Genomic DNA, 18371 nt, shown 5'->3' with positions numbered 1-18371 from the left:
GTAGGACGCACACCGACCCCGTGGCGAGGGAGCTTGCTCCCGCTCGGTGGCGCAGCCGCCGTAAAACCGGGCGATGCGGTGTGCCTGACGAAATGGCGTAGCTGATTTAGGGCCGCTTCGCAGCCCAGCGGGAGCAAGCTCCCTCGCCACGGGTAGTCATTTCCCACAAGATTTGCAGACGGTCTTTTAGCTCAGCGCAAATCCCGAAAAAACGCCCGAATATCCTCCGCCAGCAACTCCGGCTGCTCCAGCGCAGCAAAATGACCACCGCGCGGCATCGGCGTCCAGCGCGTGACGTTATAGCCACGCTCCACCCAACTGCGTGGCGGCAGCGGCAGTTCCTTGGGAAACAACGCGACCCCAAGCGGCGGTTTCACCCGCTCACCGCTGGTGAACAGCAAGGGCCGCTTGCTGCCTTCCACATACGGGCGAAACGACGAACCGATGCAGTTCGTCAGCCAATAGAGCGTCACATTGGTCAGCAGCCATTCATGACTGATGGCGGGGCTCGTATCGCACCACGACAGAATCTTTTCCCCCATCCAGGCCAGCAATCCCGCCGGAGAGTCGCTGAGGCCCACGGCCAGGGTTTGCGGTTTGGTCCGTTGGATGTGCGCATAGGCGCCTTCGGCTTCGCTGAAAGCCGCGGCGCGTTGCAGGTAAGCGGTTTCTTCTTCGCTCAGAGGCGGATCGGTTTCGCCCAGGGGCGGGCGGTAGGCGCCGGGAATGTAGTTGAGGTGGATGCCGGTCAGTCGCTCGGGGAAACGCACGCCCAACCAGGTGGATACGGCCGCGCCTACATCGCCGCCCTGGGCTCCGAACCGCTCATAGCCGAGCCCCGTCATCAGCTCGCTCCACAAACCTGACACCTCGAAAGGCCCGCAACCCGCCTGTTTGAACGGCGCGGAAAAGGTGTAGCCGGGCAAGGACGGCACCACCACATCAAACGCATCGGCTGGATCACCGCCATGGCTGGCCGGATCCGCCAGCAGTTCGATGATGCGCTGCATCTCGATGAACGACCCGGGCCAGCCGTGGGTAAGCACAAGCGGCATCGGATTGGGCCCGACGCCGCGCTGATGGACGAAATGAACCTGCTGCTCGCCGAGCGTGGCGACAAATTGCGGCAGACGATTGAGCGCTGCTTCCTGCGCACGCCAGTCGAAGGTTGTGGACCACTGGAGGAGGAGTTCCCCAAGCACGTCCATGTCCATGCCTTCGCTCCAGCCCTGACCGGCCAGTGGCATCGGTAGCCGAGCGTTTTGCAGGCGATGGCGAAGGTCATCAAGTGCGCTTTCAGGAATATCGATGGAAAAAGGTCTGGCGAACATTTCTGGCTCTCAAGTGGGTGGCAACTGCCCGCCCAGTCATGGGTCTAGCGTAGGCGATTTGTCGGATTCGCGGCAATTGATCTGGCGCCTGGCCCAGCGCTCAACCTTCCTTCCTGATACAAGTGCCCCGAACGCGTTGAATTTTTACCAAGGCCAGCGAGTCTTTGAGAAGAACATGGCGGTGAATCGCAACCAACCGCTGCCGATCATGCTCGCCCCTCGACAATCGCCCCCAGCCAAGGACGCCCAATGACCTTCTTTATTTTCCTCCTCGCCTGCTGCGCTGCAGCAAGCACCGGTGTCATTTTCAAACCGGGCCAGTGGTACGAATCCCTCGTCAAACCCCGCTTCACACCCCCCAACTGGTTGTTTCCCGTGGCCTGGACAGTCATCTACCTGCTGCTTGCCTGGGCCGGATATCGCTTGAGCCTGATCCCGGGGAGCCAATTCGTATTGGCTTTATGGGCGGCGCAGATTGCGCTTAATACTCTGTGGACTCCGGTGTTTTTCGGTGCCCATCAGGTCCTGGCCGGTATGGTGGTGATCACGCTGCTCTGGCTGGTCGTGGCGGTGATGGTGGTGTTGGCGTTGCGCCTGGACGTGATCACCGGGTTGATTCTGTTCCCTTACCTGGCGTGGCTTTGCGTAGCCGCTGCCTTGAACTTCTCCATCCTGCGTAATAACCGCTGATGAGCAGTCGCCCGTTGAATACCGCAAAGCTATGGCCGGCGGACGAAGATGAGCTGGCGCAGGTGCGCAGTTTCAACAGGAAACTGGCGTGGCTGCCACGCTTTCGCATCCGCAATCGTGTCACCCCGCGGGTCATCCAAGCGCTGTTGCGTGCCAGTCAGATCAACGGCGACGGCAAGTTGGGCAAGCATGGGCTGCTGGCTGAAAAACGCCGAATAGGTATTGGCGACGTCGCGGTGCCGGTGCGGATAATCCGGCCGAAAGGAAAAGCCAAAGGCGTCGTACTGGATTTCCACGGTGGCGGCTGGGTCATCGGCAATGCCCAGATGAATGACCCGTTCAACATCGCCATGGTGGAGGAGTGCGGGATCATTGTGGTTTCGGTGGATTATCGGCTCGCGGTCAGCACACCGGTGGAAGGCCTGATGGAAGATTGCCTCTCAGCAGCACGCTGGCTGTTGGGCGAGGAGGAGTTCGCCGATCTGTCGGTGGTCGTTGTGGGTGAATCGGCTGGAGGCCACTTGGCCGTGGCTACGTTGCTGGCGCTCAGGCAATGGCCGGATTTGCTTGGGCGCATATGCGGCGCGGTGTTGTATTACGGCGTCTACGACCTGGCCGGGACCGCGAGCGTTCACGCCGCCGGTCCTGAGACGCTGGTGTTGGACGGGCCCGGTATGGTCGATGCTCTGTGCCTGCTGACGCCGGGCCTGAGCGATGAGGAGCGACGCCAGGCGCCGCTGTCGCCGCTCTACGGTGACTTCACGGGGATGCCAGCGGCGTTGCTGTTCACTGGCGAGTTGGACCCGCTCAGGGACGACACGCTTGGCCTGGCTGAGTTGTGGGGCAGGGCCGCTACGGTTGAAGCGCATCTTCTACCGTCCTGCCCCCACGGCTTCATTCATTTCCCGACGACGATCGCCGAGCGTGTGCTCAGGCACAGTCGCGACTGGATCACGGCCCGGCTCAACGCTGCTTCGACCCCCCACCAATCTGCCAGACATACGGCGGCTCCGTCCCGTTGATCTCCCAGTCGCCGATGATGCGCTCCTTGTAGATCAGCGGGTTGTGCGACGCCGCCGTCCGGGCGTTACGCCAGTGGCGGTCGAGGGCTTTGCTGGTGCTGGTGGCGGAGGCGCCGAGGGCGTTGAACAGGTCGCTGGTGGCGCGCAGTGTCAGGTCGGCGACCACCACCTGGGCCTGGGCCGATTCCAGTTCGGCGAGGAGGTTGGCGGTGTGTTCCGTCTCGGCGTCCAGGTCGAAGCGACTTAGATAGGCCCGCTGCGAGGCATCGGCGGCGCGCAGGGTGGTGGCTTCGGCGGCGTAGACCTGGGCCGAGGCCCTGCCGATCACTTGCTGGACTTGCACATCCTGGCTTACTTCGCTGGCGTTGCCGGTGCTGAATACCCGCGTGCGCTGGCGCACCTGTTCGCTGATGTCGCGGACGGCGGCGCGCCCGGCGCCGGTCTGCACGGCGAGCAACACCAGCTGGTAAAACGCGGTCTGGTATTTGAAGCGGGTGGAGAAGTCGATGAGGTTTTCGGCTTCGACCACGGCGTTCTCGAAGACTGACGTGCCGCTGCCCGTGGTCCGTTGACCAAAACCATCCCAGTCATCGCTTTGCCTGACGCCCGGTTGATGGACGCTGACGGCGGCGATCACGTCGGCGCCGGTGTCGTCGCGTTGGGCATACAGGTCGATCCAGTCGGCAAAGATGCTGCCGGTGCTGTAGTACTTGGTGCCGTTGACCACCCATTGGTCACCCCGGCGGGAAACCCGGGTGATGACCTGGCCGAGTTTCACCGCGCCGATTTCGGTCCAGGCGTTGCCCACCAGGTCACCGTCGACGAAGCGCTTGAACCAGACGTCCTGCGGGCGGGTGGCATGGGCGTTGAGGCGATCCTCGACAAAGGCGAAGTGCCCGCGCAGCGCCTGGGGCAGGTTGGAGTCGGCTTCGGCCAGTTCGATCAGAAGTTGCAACAATTGCGGCAGCGAGGCGCCAGCGCCACCATATTCGACCGGCACCCTTACGGCGCCGAAGCCGGCTTCCTTGAGCCACTTCACCTGTTCGAAAGGCAGGCTGCGGGTCTGTTCGCGTTCCAGCGCCCCGGCCTGGATACGCGCGAAAATCGGCCGAAACCGCGCGGCCAGGGCTTCGTAGTGAGCGCCGGTGGAAAGGACATGCGGCAGGTATTGTTGCTGTGCGGTCATGGCGGTGTTCCTTCTGAGGAAAAGAGGGCGGGCAAGGCCAAGGCCTGCCGTTGCCGACAGCCATTGCACGCTCCATGCCGCTGCTCCTAGCCAATGAAAACCGGGCGTACGCCGGGTTTCCCGGCATAAATGCTGTCGTCCCGCGGGCAATCTGTCCGGCGACTGTTCGGCAGGCAACAGTCCACCTTCTGCGCGGCAGTACGCCGGGTGTTGGCTGTGCAACAGCGATCCAGCAGCTTGCCTGCCGCACGACAGTCGCATAATTGAGTAGTCGAATTAACTGGCTGAAAATAAAGGGAAAATACAAGTGGCACGGTTGCTGCTCTAGCCGTTGTACAAAGGCGACCACGCCTATATCTCAACGAGCCGGGAGTACACGCAATGAGCCAGGACACGATCAAGTTTGCCTACTGGGTACCCAACGTCAGCGGCGGGCTGGTGGTCAGCAAGATCCCGCAGCGCACCGACTGGGGGATCGATTACAACCGCAAGCTGGCGCAGATCGCCGAGGATGCCGGCTTCGACTATGCCCTGACCCAGATCCGTTTTACCGCCGGTTATGGCGCCGAATACCAGCACGAATCGGTGGCGTTCAGTCACGCGTTGCTGGCCGCCACCACGCGCCTGAAGGTCATCGCGGCGGTCTTGCCAGGGCCGTGGACGCCTTCGGTGCTGGGCAAGCAGATCGCAACCATCGACCAGCTCACCGGCGGCCGCGTCGCGATCAACGTGGTGTCCGGCTGGTTCAAGGGCGAGTTCACCTCCATCGGCGAGCCCTGGCTGGAGCACGACGAACGCTATCGCCGTTCCGAGGAATTCATCACCACGCTCAAGGGCATCTGGACCACCGACAACTACACCTTCGCCGGTGATTTCTATCGCTTTCGCGACTACACCCTCAAGCCCAAGCCGCTGCAGCAGCATCCGGAAATTTTCCAGGGCGGCAGCTCACGGGCGGCGCGGGACATGGCTGCGCGGGTGTCCGACTGGTACTTCACCAACGGCAACACAGTGGAAGGGGTCAAGGCCCAGGTCGATGACCTGCGGACCAAAGCGGCGGCCAACAACCACACGGTCAAGGTCGGCGTGAACGCCTTCATCATTGCCCGCGATACCGAGGAGGAGGCCCGCGCGGTGCTGGCCCAGATCATCGACCAGGCCGACCCGGAAGCCGTCAACGCTTTTGGCGACGCGGCAAAACAGGCCGGCAAGGCCAGCCCCGAAGGCGAGGGTAACTGGGCCAAGTCCAGCTTCGAAGACCTGGTGCAATACAACGACGGTTTCAAGACCAACCTGATCGGCACGCCCCAGCAGATTGCCGAACGCATCGTCGCCTTAAAGGCAGTGGGAGTGGACCTGGTACTGGCCGCGTTCCTGCATTTCCAGGAGGAAGTCGACTATTTCGGTAAGCGGGTCCTGCCGCTGGTGCGTGAGCTGGAGCAAGGAAAAGTTACGATCAAGACAGCGGCGGTCGCTTAGGCGGGGAGGCAGCATGGGCACGCTCACTGAAACCTGCGACACGTTGCCCCATTGGCTGCATCGACAGGCGCTGGGGCACGGTACGGACGTCGCCCTGCGCCACAAGCACCTGGGTGTCTGGCAGGTGCGGACCTGGCGGCAGCTGGCCGATGAGGTGCAGCGCCTGGCGAGTGCCCTGCAAGCTCGGGGATTCTCGGTGGGCGCGACCCTGACGATCATCAGTCGCCCGACACCACAGGCGATCGTGGCGGCGCTGGCGGCGCAATGGCTGGGTGGTGCGGCGAGCCTGTTCGATCCGTTGGACGGAGTCGCGGGGCAGGTCGAACTGCTCGGTGAATTGCAGCCGGATTTTGTCCTGGCCGAGGGGTACGAAGAATTGTCGCGTCTAGGCGCGGCGCAGGTGGCCCCCCGCGTGGTGATCTATCTGGACAAGCGCGGACTGTCAGGCTCGGTCGCGTTTGATCAGGCGCTGGATTACGCCACGTTGATCGAGGCGAAGGCGTTCGATGAACGCGTCCCGCTGGCACATGCGCAGCAAACGGCGTTCGTTTTCTATCGCCGGGGGCCACAAGCCATCGAGCAACAACGCATCAGCCACGCCGAGCTGTTGCAACACGGGCAGCAACTGGTACAGCGCGAAGGACTGCGACGGCAGGAGGAAGCATTGGCGGCGCGCGGTTTCGCCTCGGGCGACCAGGCGCGGTATCTGCTCGCGCCCTGGCTGATCGCCGGTTTCCGCTTGAACTTCCCGGAAAACCTGGCGACCCGTGACCGCGACCGACGTGAGTTGGGCCCGACGCTGGTGGCCGGCACCCCGGAAACCTACGAGCGTCTGCACGGCTATGTGCTGGAGCGCCTGCCGGCACCGGGCGATGGGGCACGCAGCCTGGTGGATTGGGCCCTGGCGGCACGTCCGGGGCCGTTGCGAAGGTTCATCGGTCATTGGCTGGTGCGCCGGCCTCTGCGCGACGTGCTTGGGTTTTCACGAATCCACGCACCGTTACTGGTGGGCGATGCGCTAAAGCCTGAGACCCAGGCATTTTTTGACACCTTGGGTATCAACGTCCGCCAGTGGGAGAGTGCGGCCCATTGGGAGGTGCCGACGATTTCGTTGGTGTCCACTGCCAATGAACCGGACGAACGCCAATCACAGCGCGCCTGGAAGGAGGCGACCACATGACCCGAACGGCCGCCACGCAGCTCCTGGAGCTGGACAATATTTCGCTGTCGTTCAAAGGCGTCAAAGCGATCACCGACATCAGCTTCAGCGTTGCCGCCGGCGAGATCTGCGCCTTGATCGGCCCCAACGGCGCCGGCAAGAGCTCGTTGCTCAACATCATCAGCGGGGTCTACCAACCCCAGCAAGGGCGCATACGTTTCGACAATCGCGAGCGCCGCGGCATGCGAGCCCACGACGTGGCGGTGCGGGGCGTCGCCCGGACGTTCCAGAACATCGCGCTATTCAAGGGCATGAGCGTGCTCGACAACGTGCTCACCGGGCGCAACCTCAAGCGTCGCAGTAGCTGGATCGAACAGGCGTTGCGGATCGGGCGGGCCGGTCGCGAGGACGACAGCCAGCGCGAAGCGGCCGAGCGGGTCATCGAGTTCTTGCATTTGCAGCCATGGCGCGATGCGTGGGTGGGCACCTTGCCTTACGGTTTGCAGAAGCGCGTGGAGCTGGCCCGCGCCCTGGCGGCGGAGCCGCGGTTGTTATTGCTCGACGAGCCCATGGCGGGCATGAACGCCGAGGAGAAACAGCTGATGAGCCGATTAATTGTCGACATCAACCGTGAGCTGGGCACCACGGTGGTGTTGATCGAGCATGACATCGGCGTGGTCATGGACATCAGCGACCACGTGGTGGTGCTCGATTACGGTCGCAAGATCGGCGACGGCGCCCCGGATGTGGTACGGCAAAATCCTGAGGTCATTTCGGCTTACCTCGGTACTCGACACTGATTTTTGCAGTTCGATGCCTTTCCCTCAGGAAGGGCCGGCAAGCTGCGCCCGCGAAACAGGAACCTTATGGAATTTTTCTTTGAAGTATTGATTGGCGGGCTGTTGGCCGGGGTGATGTACGCCTTGGTGGCCATCGGTTTTGTGCTGATCTACAAGGCCTCCGGAGTGTTCAACTTCGCCCAGGGCGCGATGGTGCTGTTCTCGGCGCTGACCTTCGTCAGCCTGCTGGAGCGCGGCGTGCCGTTCTGGCTGGCGTTCCTCATCAGCCTGGCGGCCATGCTGCTGATCGCCGTGGCAGTGGAGCGTGTGGTGTTGCGCCCGTTGGTCAATCGATCGCCGATCACGCTGTTCATGGCCACCCTCGGGCTTTCCTATGTCATCGAAGGTTTTGCCCAGGCGCTGTGGGGTGCCCAGGTGCACGGCCTGGACTTGGGCATCAGTGATGAACCGCTGCAACTGGGTGGAATGCTGCTGTCGCAGTTCGACATTTTCGCCGCGCTCACCGCCGCGTCACTGGTGGCGCTGCTGTCCTGGCTGTTCAACAAGACCCGCTTGGGGCTGGCGCTACGGGCGGTGGCCGATGACCCGCTGGCGGCGCTGGCCGTGGGTATTCGTTTGCAACGGGTCTGGATCGTGGTGTGGACGGTGGCGGGATTCGTCGGGCTGGTCGCCGGCCTGCTCTGGGGCGCTCGCCTGGGGGTGCAGTTCTCGTTGTCGCTGGTGGTGCTCAAGGCCTTGCCGGTGTTGATCATTGGCGGGTTCACCTCGATCAGCGGGGCGATTGTCGGCGGGCTGATCATCGGTGCGTCGGAAAAACTGGCGGAGGTGTACCTCGGGCCCTTCATCGGCAGCGGTATCGAAAACTGGTTTCCCTACGGGCTGGCGCTGCTGTTCCTGCTGGTGCGTCCGGCAGGGCTGTTTGGCGAACGCGCCATCGAACGGGTCTAGGAGAGCAGCATGTTTTATCGCGAAGCAGGTCAGTTCAACACACGTTACGCCGAGGACCGCCGGGTCTTTGCCTTGCGCCAGGATCGCCACGGGCTGGCGGCGCTGCTGTTGGTTGCATTCGTCGTGGTGCCGTGGCTGGGCAATGACTACTGGCTCAGCGCGATATTGATTCCGTTTCTGGTGCTGTCCCTGGTCGGGTTGGGACTCAATCTGCTCACCGGCTACGCCGGGCAGTTGTCCCTGGGATCGGCGGCGTTCATGGCCGCGGGGGCGTTCGCCACGTACAACCTTGAAGTGCGTGTCGGCGGTTTGCCGTTGTTGTTCAGTATTGCCTTGGGCGGGCTGACGGCGGCGCTGGTGTCGCTCCTGTTCGGCCTGCCGAGCCTGCGCATCAAGGGTTTCTATCTGCTGGTCTCGACGCTGGCGGCGCAGTTTTTTGTGACGTGGGCGCTGACCCGCTTCGGCTGGTTTTCCAACGACAGTGCGTCGGGGGTGATCAGCGCGCCGCGCCTGGACATTTTTGGTGTGAACCTGGACGCGCCGGCCGGCCGCTATCTGCTGACCCTGACGGTGGTGGTGGGGCTGTTCTGGCTGGCCAAGAACCTGGTACGCAGCGAATTGGGGCGCCAATGGATGGCCGTGCGCGACATGGACACGGCCGCGGCGGTGATCGGCATTCCCCTGGCGAAAACCAAGTTGCTGGCCTTTGCCATCAGCGGCTTTTACCTCGGCGTGGCCGGCGCGCTCTGGGCCTTCGCCTATCTGGGCACCGTCGAACCCCATGGCTTCGATCTCAATCGCTCATTCCAGATCCTGTTCATCATCATTATCGGCGGGCTTGGCAGCCTGCTGGGCAACTTCCTCGGGGCGGCCTTCATCGTGCTGTTTCCGGTGCTGCTTTCCAACCTGGTGTCGCTGCTGCCCGGCGGGCTGATCGATGCTGGCCAGGTGGAAAACCTGCAAAAGATGTTTTTCGGCGCGCTGATCATCCTGTTCCTGATCAAGGAACCGGAGGGCCTTGCGCGCCTCTGGCAACGCCTTCGCCAGCGTGCGCGGCTGTGGCCGCTGCGCTACTGAACAGCGCCACCGTTGACTTCTTTATGGCTCCATAACAAGGAAAATCCGATGTTCAAACGATCATTCGCCAGCACCCTCGCACTGGCCCTGAGCCTCACCGCCGCCGCGTTCACCGTGCAGGCGGACAACGAGCAATATTTCCCGCTGCAAAGCTATCGCGTCGGTCCCTATGCGGCCGGCGGTACGGGGTTTTTTGGCGGCTTCATCGACTACCTCAAGTACGTCAACGCCAACGGCGGCGTGAACGGCGTGAAGCTGACCTGGAGCGAATGCGAAACCGAGTACGTGGTAGAGAAGGGCGTCGAGTGCTACGAGCGCCTGAAGAAAGGTTTGAATGGCGCGCCGGCAGCTGCGACCAACCCGCTGTCAGTGGGCATCGCCTACGCCACGCTGGAACGCTCCACGGCCGACAAGCTGCCGCTTATCACGATCAACCACGGCCGCACCGACTCCACCGATGGCAGCGTCTTTCCCTATGTCTTCCCGCTGCAATTGAACCCGTACTCCGAGGTGTCGGCGATCATCAACTACATCGGCCAGCGCGCCGGTGGCCTGGACAAGCTCAAGGGCCTGAAGATCGTCACCCTGTATCACGGCTCGCCGTACGGCAAGGAAACCAACGAGGTGTTGCAGACCCTGGCGGATAAATACGGTTTTGCGCTGACCTTGCTCGAAGTGCCGCATCCGGGCAACGAGCAACAGTCGCAGTGGTTGAATATCCGTCGGGAAAAGCCCGATTGGGTGATCCTGCGCGGCTGGGGCGTGATGAACCCGGTGGCGCTGAAAACCGCGCAGAAAGTCGGGTTCCCGGCCGATCACATCATCGGCAACATCTGGAGCAATTCCGAGGATGACGCCGCGCCGGCCGGTGCGGCGGCCAAGGGTTTCATCGCGATCACCACGCACCCGTCGGGCACCGGTTTCCCGGTGCTGCAAGGCATCAAGAAGGACGTGGTCGACGCCGGCCATGGCGACTTGGCGGACCCCAAGCGTTTCGGCACGGTGTATTACAACCTCGGCGTGGTCAACGGCATCCTCAACGTCGAGGCGCTGCGCATTGCCCAGCAGAAGTTCGGCCAGCAACCGTTGACCGGCGAGCAGGTGCGCTGGGGCTTCGAGAATCTCAAGCTTGATGATGCACGTCTCAAGGAGCTGGGGGCGCTGGGGTTGGTGCAGCCGTTGCAATTGTCCTGCTCGGACCACGAAGGCGGCGGCGCGGTGCGCTTTCAGCAGTGGGACGGCACGCAGTGGAAGCTGATCAGTGACTGGGTGCAGGCCGACCGCGCGTTGCTGCGGCCGATCATCGAAGCGTCTTCGCAGCAATACGCCAAGGAAAAAGGCATCACGCCGCGCGATTGCAGCAAGGAATCTTGAACCATGGCCGCGACCTGGCGCCCGCGTCCGGTCGCTTTTGCGAGAAGGCGAGACAGCATGACGACAGATGTGCCCATCCTGCAGATTGACGGCATCGAGGTGCTGTATGACCACACCATCCTGGCGGTTCGCGACGTGTCGCTGAGCGTGGCGAAAGGACAGATTGTGGTGCTGCTGGGGGCCAACGGCGCGGGCAAGAGCACCACGCTGAAGGCCGCGTCGAACCTGGTGCGCGCCGAGCGAGGCGAAGTGGTCCGGGGACGCATTGTCTACCAAGGGCAGGACGTGACGCGCAGCGCGCCACATTTGCTGGCGCGCGATGGCTTGGTGCAGGTGCTGGAGGGCCGGCATTGTTTCGCTCAGTTGAGCGTGGAGGAAAACCTGCTGACCGGTGCCCTGGCCCGTCAGGTTCCGCGCCGCCAGCTGCTGGCTGACCTGGAGTCGGTGTACGGCCACTTCCCTCGCTTGAAGTTGCGCCGCAAGACGCTGGCCGGCTACACCTCGGGTGGCGAACAACAGATGATCGCGATCGGGCGCGCGCTCATGGCCCGGCCGCGATTGGTGCTGCTGGACGAACCATCGATGGGCCTGGCGCCGCAGATCGTCGAGGAAATCTTCGAGATCATCCACCAGCTCAACCAGCTCGAGGGCAGCAGTTTTCTGATAGCCGAGCAGAACATCAACCTCGCCCTGCGTTACGCCCATTACGGTTATGTGCTGGAAAGCGGGCGTGTGGTCAGCGAGGGCAGCGCCGAGCAACTGGCGGCGCGCGGCGACCTTGAGGATTTCTACCTGGGCGCACGGGCAGGGTAATCGACGCTCGAACACACAGCGAACCCCGTGGCGAGGGAGCTTGCTCCCGCTGGGGCGCGCAGCGGCCCCAAATGCAGCTGGGTCGGGAGTTCCTGATACACCGCAGCGACAGGTTCGGGGCTGCTTCGCAGCCCAGCGGGAGCAAGCTCCCTCACCACGGGTGGTAGGAGAGTTCAGGTTGAAAGATTGACCACCCGACCATCCCGCGTACTCAGCGCCGGGCGCCGTTTGTTGACCACCAGCTCGCCGATCCGGATCAGCAGGCTGCGGGTGACGTTGCGGCTCAGGCCCAGCAGGCTTGCGGTGTGCACCTGGTTGCAACTGGCGTAGCGGTAGGCGGTGCGCAGCAGGGCAGCTTCGACTTTTTCATAGACATCGCCATGCGCTTGCTCAAGCAGTTGCTCGAAGGCTTTTTCCAGCAGTGCCTCGGTGGTTTGCGGCGTGTTGTCCTGGGGCGCGTCCTGGCGCTCGATGCGAAAGTTCGACAGGTGCAGATCCTGCACGCCGATCACCTTGTTGCGGCAGATCAGCAAGGTGTGATGGATGACGTTTTCCAGCTCGCGAATATTCCCCGGCCACGAGTAGTCGAGCAGTTTGCGCTGGGCCTGGGCGTCCAGCGTCACCTCGCCATGACCGAGCCTGCGGCTGTACTCGGCGATGAAATGGCGAATCAGCGGCAGGATGTCGCCGGGACGCTCACGCAAGGGCTTGAGCACCAGGCTGACCACATTCAGCCGGTAATACAGGTCTTCGCGAAAGTGCCCGGCGTTGATGGCTTTTTCCAGCTGCACATTGGTGGCCGCCAATACCCGCACATTGATCCTGATCGGCTTGCGCGAGCCGAGGCGGACCACTTCGCGCTCCTGTAGAACGCGCAGCAGCTTGACCTGGATCGGCAATGGCAGGTCACCGATTTCATCGAGGAACAGCGTGCCGCCGTCAGCTTCTTCGAACCACCCGGCCTTGGCGGTCAAGGCGCCGGTGAACGCGCCTTTTTCATGGCCGAATAATTCGGCCTCCACCAGCGTCTCGGAAAACGCCCCGCAGTTCACCGCCACGAACGGCTTGTCGCGTCGAGCACTGAGGTTGTGGACGTGGCGGGCGACCAGCTCCTTGCCGGTGCCGGTCTGGCCAATGATCAACACGCTGGCGTCACTGGGCGCGACTTGCTGCAAGTGCGTCAGCAGTGCTTGGGAGCTGGGATCGGCGAACACTTGGGCCGTGGCGCGGATCGAGGTAGCCAGGCCGGGGGAGGGAGGAAGCGTAAGAAGCTGCATGACGGTGGCCCGTTTATGAGAGTGCGCTGATGATTGGGTGAGGACCAACGCTCCTTGGTGGTATCACCGTGCGAAGCCATTGGGCTTAAGGCTTAATCTAAATGATCTAAAAAAAATAAAACAAATAACATAGAGTTATATGCTTAAGGCGATGAGCCGCCTTCGTCGTCAGCCGCAGAGCTTCTACGCAGCAGCGGGTTTGGCGAGATCAGGCAAAAAGGCGGCGCTCACAGGTAACTAACTCGGGAGTGTAGGCGGGTAACGTGGCTCAACGTTACTGCAGAGCCCAATTCGCGAGGGACGGATCAGACATCCAGGGTGTGCCGCTTTGAGGAGGAGCGAAACCAGCAGCACCGACGTTCCCTCGACACGCCTCAATGTCGATAAGAGAATAAAAAACCATGACCAGCCCGAGCTTCAAGGATTCGAACGGCCACTTGGCGCAGGGCTTCAAGCCTCGTCACGTCACCATGCTTTCAATCGCCGGGATCATCGGCGCCGGCCTGTTTGTCGGCTCGGGCCATGCGATCGCGGCTGCCGGTCCGGCCGTCATGTTGGCTTATCTTTTTTCCGGTCTGCTGGTGGTGCTCGTCATGCGCATGCTTGGCGAGATGGCGGTAGCCCGGCCAGACACCGGCTCGTTCTCCACCTACGCCGACCAGGCGATCGGGCGCTGGGCAGGCTTCACCATCGGTTGGTTGTACTGGTGGTTCTGGGTGCTGGTGATTCCCATCGAGGCGCTCGCCGCCGGTCATGTACTCAACCAGTGGTTTCCCTCCGTTGATGCCTGGCTGTTTGCCTCGGTCTCGATCATCGCCCTGGCCGTGACCAATCTGTTCAGCGTGTCCAAATACGGCGAGTTCGAATTCTGGTTCGCCATGGCCAAGGTGATCGCGATCATCGGCTTCATCTCCCTGGGATTCGCCGTGCTGATGGGCTGGATTCCCGAGCGCGAAGCCAGCGGCTTGAGTCAGTTGATGGAAGAGCATGGCGGGTTCGCGCCCAATGGCTTGTCCGCCGTGGTCGGCGCGTTCATCACCATCATGTTCAGTTTCATTGGTACGGAGGCGGTGACGATTGCCGCCGCCGAATCCAGCAACCCGGCACAGAACATCGCCAAGGCCACGCGCTCGGTGATCTGGCGCATCGGCGTGTTTTACCTGCTGTCGATCTTCGTGGTGATTTCCGTGGTGCCCTGGAACGATCCGCTCCTGGCCTCGGTGGGCTCCTACCAGCGAGCACTGGAGTTGATGAACATTCCCCACGCCAAGTTCATGGTGGACGTGGTGGTATTGATTGCCGTGGCCAGTTGCATGAACTCCTCGATCTACATTGCTTCACGCATGCTCTATTCCCTCGGCCGGCGTGGGGATGCGCCGAGGGCGGTGGAAGTGACTTCGTCCGCTGGCGTACCCCGGGTGGCGGTAATAGCCAGTACGGTACTGGGCTTGGGTATCACCTTGTTCAGCTACTTCATGCCGGCCGGGTTGTTCCAGTTCCTGCTCGCCAGCTCCGGCGCCATCGCCTTGCTGGTGTACCTGGCGATCGCCGTGTCCCAGTTGCGCATGCGTCGCAAGCTGCTTCGCCAAGGCGTCGAGCTGGGCTTTCGCATGTGGCTGTTTCCCTGGCTCACCTGGGCGGTGATCGTGTTTATCTGCGCGGCCCTGGCGGTGATGATGGGTACTCCTGAGCACCGCAGCGAAGTGAGCACCACCCTTGGCCTGGCCTTGGTCATTTCCTTTGTCGGCCTGGTGACTTCGCGGCAAGCGCCGCAGCCTGAAGAGGCGGTTTCCCTCGGTTAGCAATCAATAAACCTGTGGGAGCGAGCTTGCTCGCGATTGCTGGAGGTCAGCCAACATTGATTTGTCTGGCCTAAGCAATCGCGAGCAAGCTCGCTCCCACAAGAGAACCGATCCCGAGATCCCTGTCTTCAACTCCTCCAAAATCCCTCGCTCCCTCCGGCAACTTACCCTTGCTTACGCTGTCAGTACTTGGCGCCCGTAGCGCCGACGTTCGCCACCGATGGCGACAATGTCAGCTACATGGCGCTTTTTTTCTGACGCCTTAAGGCAAAGAGCTCGCAATGGATTGCGCCGGGACCGTTTATTCCTTTTGCGGATTGATTCTCTATGGGTTTTTTTCTTGATCCTCGGCATGACATCGACGCCGCTTTGTTGAGTTATCGCCGGGTATTCTGGTCCCTGGCCCTGTTCAGCGGCGTGATCAATCTGCTGGTGCTGGTGCCATCGCTGTACATGATGCAGGTCTACGATCGGGTCCTTACCAGTCGCAACGAAACCACGCTGTTCATGCTGACCTTGATCGCCCTCGGGCTGTTCATGTTCAGTGCGTTGATCGAGTGGGTGCGTGGCGAAGTGATGATCCGCATGAGCGCCGGGCTGGACGATGCCTTGGGCGAGCGGATTTTCGATGCGGCGTTCGCCCGCAGCCTGCGCGAGCACAACGCCAACCCGGCGCAGGTGCTGAGTGACCTGGCCACCTTGCGCCAACTGATTACCGGGCAGGGCCTGATCGCCTTGCTCGATGCACCGTGGTTGCCGATTTTCCTGCTGGTGGCGTTCATCATCCACCCCTGGTTCGGCGTGCTGACCCTGGTCCTCGCAGCGTTGCTGGTCGGCCTGGCACTGTGGGGCGAGCTGGCGACCCGCACGCGCCTGGGGGTGGCCAATCGGCTGGGCGTGCAATCGTCGATCTACGTCAACAGCACCCTGCAGAATGCCGAGGTCATCCAGGCCCTGGGCATGCTCGGGCCGCTGCGCCAGCGTTGGAGCCTGCTGCAGCAACGGATCATCGCGGCGCAGGCGCATGCCAGTGATCGCGGTGCGCGTATCACTTCGGCGACCCGTTTCGTGCGGATTTCCGGCCAGTCCCTGGCCTTGGGTCTTGGCGCGCTGCTGGTGCTCGAAGGGCAATTGTCGGCGGGCATGATGATCGCCATGTCGCTGCTGCTGGGGCGTGCCCTGGCCCCGGTGGAAATCGCCATCGGTTCGTGGAAGCAATTCAACGCCGGTCGCCAGAGTTACCAGCGCCTGAGCCAGCTGCTTGCGCAACATCCTCGCGATCGCCTGCGCATGCCGTTGCCACCGCCCACCGGCGCGGTGCGCCTGGAACAGCTCTATGTGGGGCCACCCGGTGCGTCGCAGCCGCTCCTGCGCGGCATCAATTTCAGCCTCGACAAGGGCCAGGTACTGGCGGTGGTCGGGCCCAGCGCCAGCGGCAAATCGACCTTGGCTCGGGCATTGGTTGGCGTGTGGCCGGCCATGGGGGGCTCGGTACGGCTTGACGATGCCGAGATCAGCCAGTGGTCCCATGACGCCTTGGGCCCGTACCTCGGTTATCTGCCCCAGGACATCGAACTGTTCGATGGCAGTGTCGCCGACAATATCGCCCGTTTCGGCGAGCAGGACGCCGACAAGATCATCGCCGCCAGTCGTCACGCGGGCATTCACGAAATGATCCTGCGATTCCCCAAGGGCTACGACACGCCGCTGGGTCCCGGCGGGCTTGGCCTGTCCGGCGGACAGAAGCAACGCCTGGGCCTGGCCCGTGCGCTTTATGGCAGCCCTTCGCTGATCGTCCTCGACGAGCCCAATTCCAACCTCGACGAAGCCGGCGAACTCGCGCTGGTGCAGGCTATCGGCGTGCTCAAGGCCGCCGGCAGCACCGTGGTGTTGATCACCCACCGGCCCAACGTTCTGGCGGTGGTGGATCACATCCTGGTGCTGAAGGACGGCACCCAGCAGGCGTTTGGCCCGCGCGACCGGGTGCTCAAGGCGCTGATGCCAGGCCCGAGGCCGACGGCCGTGCGGGAGGCGGGTAAAGATGCGTGATTTGAAACCGGCGACTCCAGCCCACGGCGACCACGGCCTGAGCGTGCTCAGCAGCAACACGCTACCCAACGCCAGTACCGATGCCGGCGGCGCGGCGCGCTACGGCGTGGTCTTCCTGGCCCTGACCTTGGGCGGTTTCCTGCTTTGGGCGTGCCTGGCGCCGCTCGACCAGGGTGTGGTTGGCAGCGGCACCGTGGTGGTGGCGGGCGAGCGCAAGGCTGTGCAATCGCTGGTGGGCGGGGTCGTGGAAAAGCTGCTGGTCAGCGACGGCGACCGCGTCAGCCAGGGCCAGTTGTTGGTGCAGCTCAACACGGTGCAGGCGCAAGCGCAGTTGGACGTGACCCTGGGCAAGCTGCTCAATGACCGCAGCATCGAGGCGCGCTTGATGGCCGAGCGCCTGGGCGCCGATGAAATCCAGTGGCCGGCGCAATTGCTGGAGCGCGCCGAGGAGCCGCGCGTCAAGGCGGCCATGGCGCTGCAGAAACAGCTGTTCCTGACGCGCCGCGCCGAACTGGGCAGCCGCCTGCAGATCATCGAACATGAAGTCGGCGCCTTGCAGCAACAGTTGCAGGGCTATGAAGGGGTCAAGCGCAACTACGACGCGCAGATGCGTTTTCAGCAACAGGAGCTTGAAGGTTTGCGCGAGCTGGCCCGGGAAGGCTACGTGCCGCGCAACAAACTCTTCGAGGCCGAGCGCAACGCGGCGCAACTGGCCGGGCAGATCGCTTCCGGCATTGGCGATGTCGGCCGCACGCGCCAGGCAATCAACGAAAGCCGGCTCAAGGCCTTGCAGGCGCAGCAGGAATTCCGGCGCGATGCCGAAACCCAACTCAGCGAGGTTTCGGCCGAGGCCGCCGGTTATGCCGATCAGATCCGCGCCTTGCAGTTTGAAGTGGATAACGGGGCGATCCGCGCGCCGGTGGCGGGGCAGGTCATGGACGTGTCGATCCATACGGTCGGCGGCGTCGCCCAGGCCGGGCAGACGCTGATGCAGGTGGTGCCGCTGGATGCGCCGATGGCGATCACCGCGCGTTTTGATCCGCTGATGGCCAACAAGCTGAGCCCAGGGCTGCCGGTGCACGTGCATTTCACTGCGCTGCAACGGGTGGATACGCCGACGGTGACCGGCACGATCACCACCGTGTCGGCGGACCAGTTGATCGACCAGCAGACCCACCAGCCGTACTTCTCCGCCAAGGTCGAGATTCCCGCCGACACCGTCGTTTCGCTGCAGGGCGCCGGGTTGCTGGTGCGCCCCGGCATGCTTGCCGATGTCACCGTGGTGACCGGCGAACGGACCTTGATGAACTACCTGATGAAACCTTTGCGCGAACGCTTGCTGGCGGCCTTCAAAGAGGAATGAG

Annotated in this window: 16 protein-coding genes; 13 read left to right on the top strand and 3 right to left on the bottom strand. The window is 62.8% G+C overall.

Going from position 1 to position 18371, the window contains the following annotated elements:
- Positions 1-191: 191 nt before the first annotated feature.
- Positions 192-1331 (bottom strand): epoxide hydrolase family protein, encoded by a 1140-nt coding sequence (locus PSH78_RS14230; RefSeq protein ID WP_305494866.1) that lies wholly within the window; start codon positions 1329-1331, stop codon positions 192-194.
- Here PSH78_RS14230 and PSH78_RS14225 point away from each other — a divergent pair.
- The 3 genes from PSH78_RS14225 to PSH78_RS14215 are packed head-to-tail and all read left to right on the top strand — an operon-like array spanning position 1309 to position 3043.
- Complete coding sequence (locus PSH78_RS14225) at positions 1309-1584, top strand: hypothetical protein (RefSeq protein WP_305494865.1); 276 nt, start codon at positions 1309-1311, stop codon at positions 1582-1584. The genes PSH78_RS14230 and PSH78_RS14225 overlap by 23 nt on opposite strands.
- Positions 1581-2021, top strand: coding sequence for a TspO/MBR family protein (locus PSH78_RS14220; RefSeq protein ID WP_305494863.1), 441 nt, complete (start codon positions 1581-1583; stop codon positions 2019-2021). The genes PSH78_RS14225 and PSH78_RS14220 overlap by 4 nt, the downstream gene beginning before the upstream one ends.
- Complete coding sequence (locus tag PSH78_RS14215; protein WP_305494861.1) at positions 2021-3043, top strand: alpha/beta hydrolase; 1023 nt, start codon at positions 2021-2023, stop codon at positions 3041-3043. The genes PSH78_RS14220 and PSH78_RS14215 overlap by 1 nt, the downstream gene beginning before the upstream one ends.
- Here the strand turns inward: PSH78_RS14215 and PSH78_RS14210 are convergent.
- Positions 2985-4229 (bottom strand): acyl-CoA dehydrogenase family protein, encoded by a 1245-nt coding sequence (locus PSH78_RS14210; protein WP_305494858.1) that lies wholly within the window; start codon positions 4227-4229, stop codon positions 2985-2987. The genes PSH78_RS14215 and PSH78_RS14210 overlap by 59 nt on opposite strands.
- Positions 4230-4610: 381 nt before the next feature.
- On the opposite strand from PSH78_RS14210, the gene sfnG reads away from it, so the two are divergent.
- The 7 genes from sfnG to PSH78_RS14175 all read left to right on the top strand — a co-directional run bounded on the left by sfnG (position 4611) and on the right by PSH78_RS14175 (position 11879).
- The gene (gene sfnG / locus PSH78_RS14205) at positions 4611-5708 is read left to right on the top strand and encodes a dimethylsulfone monooxygenase SfnG (protein WP_305494857.1); all 1098 of its coding nucleotides are present in this window, start codon (positions 4611-4613) and stop codon (positions 5706-5708) included.
- 13 nt (positions 5709-5721) lie between these two features.
- The gene (locus tag PSH78_RS14200; RefSeq protein ID WP_305494856.1) at positions 5722-6888 is read left to right on the top strand and encodes an AMP-binding protein; all 1167 of its coding nucleotides are present in this window, start codon (positions 5722-5724) and stop codon (positions 6886-6888) included.
- Positions 6885-7667 (top strand): ABC transporter ATP-binding protein, encoded by a 783-nt coding sequence (locus PSH78_RS14195; RefSeq protein ID WP_305494855.1) that lies wholly within the window; start codon positions 6885-6887, stop codon positions 7665-7667. Before PSH78_RS14200 ends, PSH78_RS14195 begins: the two co-directional genes overlap by 4 nt.
- Before the next feature lie 66 nt (positions 7668-7733).
- On the top strand, positions 7734-8615 hold the full coding sequence (locus PSH78_RS14190) for a branched-chain amino acid ABC transporter permease (RefSeq protein ID WP_305494854.1): 882 nt from the start codon (positions 7734-7736) through the stop codon (positions 8613-8615).
- Between the two features lie 9 nt (positions 8616-8624).
- Positions 8625-9692, top strand: a complete 1068-nt coding sequence (locus PSH78_RS14185) for a branched-chain amino acid ABC transporter permease (RefSeq protein WP_305494853.1) — start codon at positions 8625-8627, stop codon at positions 9690-9692.
- 48 nt (positions 9693-9740) lie between these two features.
- Complete coding sequence (locus tag PSH78_RS14180) at positions 9741-11066, top strand: ABC transporter substrate-binding protein (protein WP_305494852.1); 1326 nt, start codon at positions 9741-9743, stop codon at positions 11064-11066.
- A 57-nt stretch (positions 11067-11123) separates the two neighbouring features.
- The gene (locus PSH78_RS14175) at positions 11124-11879 is read left to right on the top strand and encodes an ABC transporter ATP-binding protein (protein ID WP_305494851.1); all 756 of its coding nucleotides are present in this window, start codon (positions 11124-11126) and stop codon (positions 11877-11879) included.
- A 173-nt stretch (positions 11880-12052) separates the two neighbouring features.
- Here PSH78_RS14175 and PSH78_RS14170 read toward each other — a convergent pair whose 3' ends face one another.
- Positions 12053-13156, bottom strand: a complete 1104-nt coding sequence (locus PSH78_RS14170; protein WP_305494850.1) for a sigma-54-dependent Fis family transcriptional regulator — start codon at positions 13154-13156, stop codon at positions 12053-12055.
- 401 nt (positions 13157-13557) lie between these two features.
- On the opposite strand from PSH78_RS14170, the gene PSH78_RS14165 reads away from it, so the two are divergent.
- From PSH78_RS14165 to PSH78_RS14155, 3 genes are all read left to right on the top strand, one after another.
- On the top strand, positions 13558-14958 hold the full coding sequence (locus tag PSH78_RS14165) for an amino acid permease (protein WP_305494849.1): 1401 nt from the start codon (positions 13558-13560) through the stop codon (positions 14956-14958).
- A 327-nt stretch (positions 14959-15285) separates the two neighbouring features.
- The gene (locus PSH78_RS14160) at positions 15286-17007 is read left to right on the top strand and encodes a type I secretion system permease/ATPase (protein WP_305494848.1); all 1722 of its coding nucleotides are present in this window, start codon (positions 15286-15288) and stop codon (positions 17005-17007) included.
- Positions 17000-18370 carry an HlyD family type I secretion periplasmic adaptor subunit gene (locus PSH78_RS14155; protein WP_305494847.1) on the top strand — a complete coding sequence of 457 codons (1371 nt, stop codon included), beginning with the start codon at positions 17000-17002 and terminating at the stop codon, positions 18368-18370. The genes PSH78_RS14160 and PSH78_RS14155 overlap by 8 nt, the downstream gene beginning before the upstream one ends.
- The last annotated feature ends 1 nt before the right edge of the window (position 18371 follow it).

The organism is Pseudomonas sp. FP198, assembly GCF_030687895.1.
GTDB lineage: Bacteria > Pseudomonadota > Gammaproteobacteria > Pseudomonadales > Pseudomonadaceae > Aquipseudomonas.
This window is presented reverse-complemented; position numbering and strand designations above follow the sequence as displayed.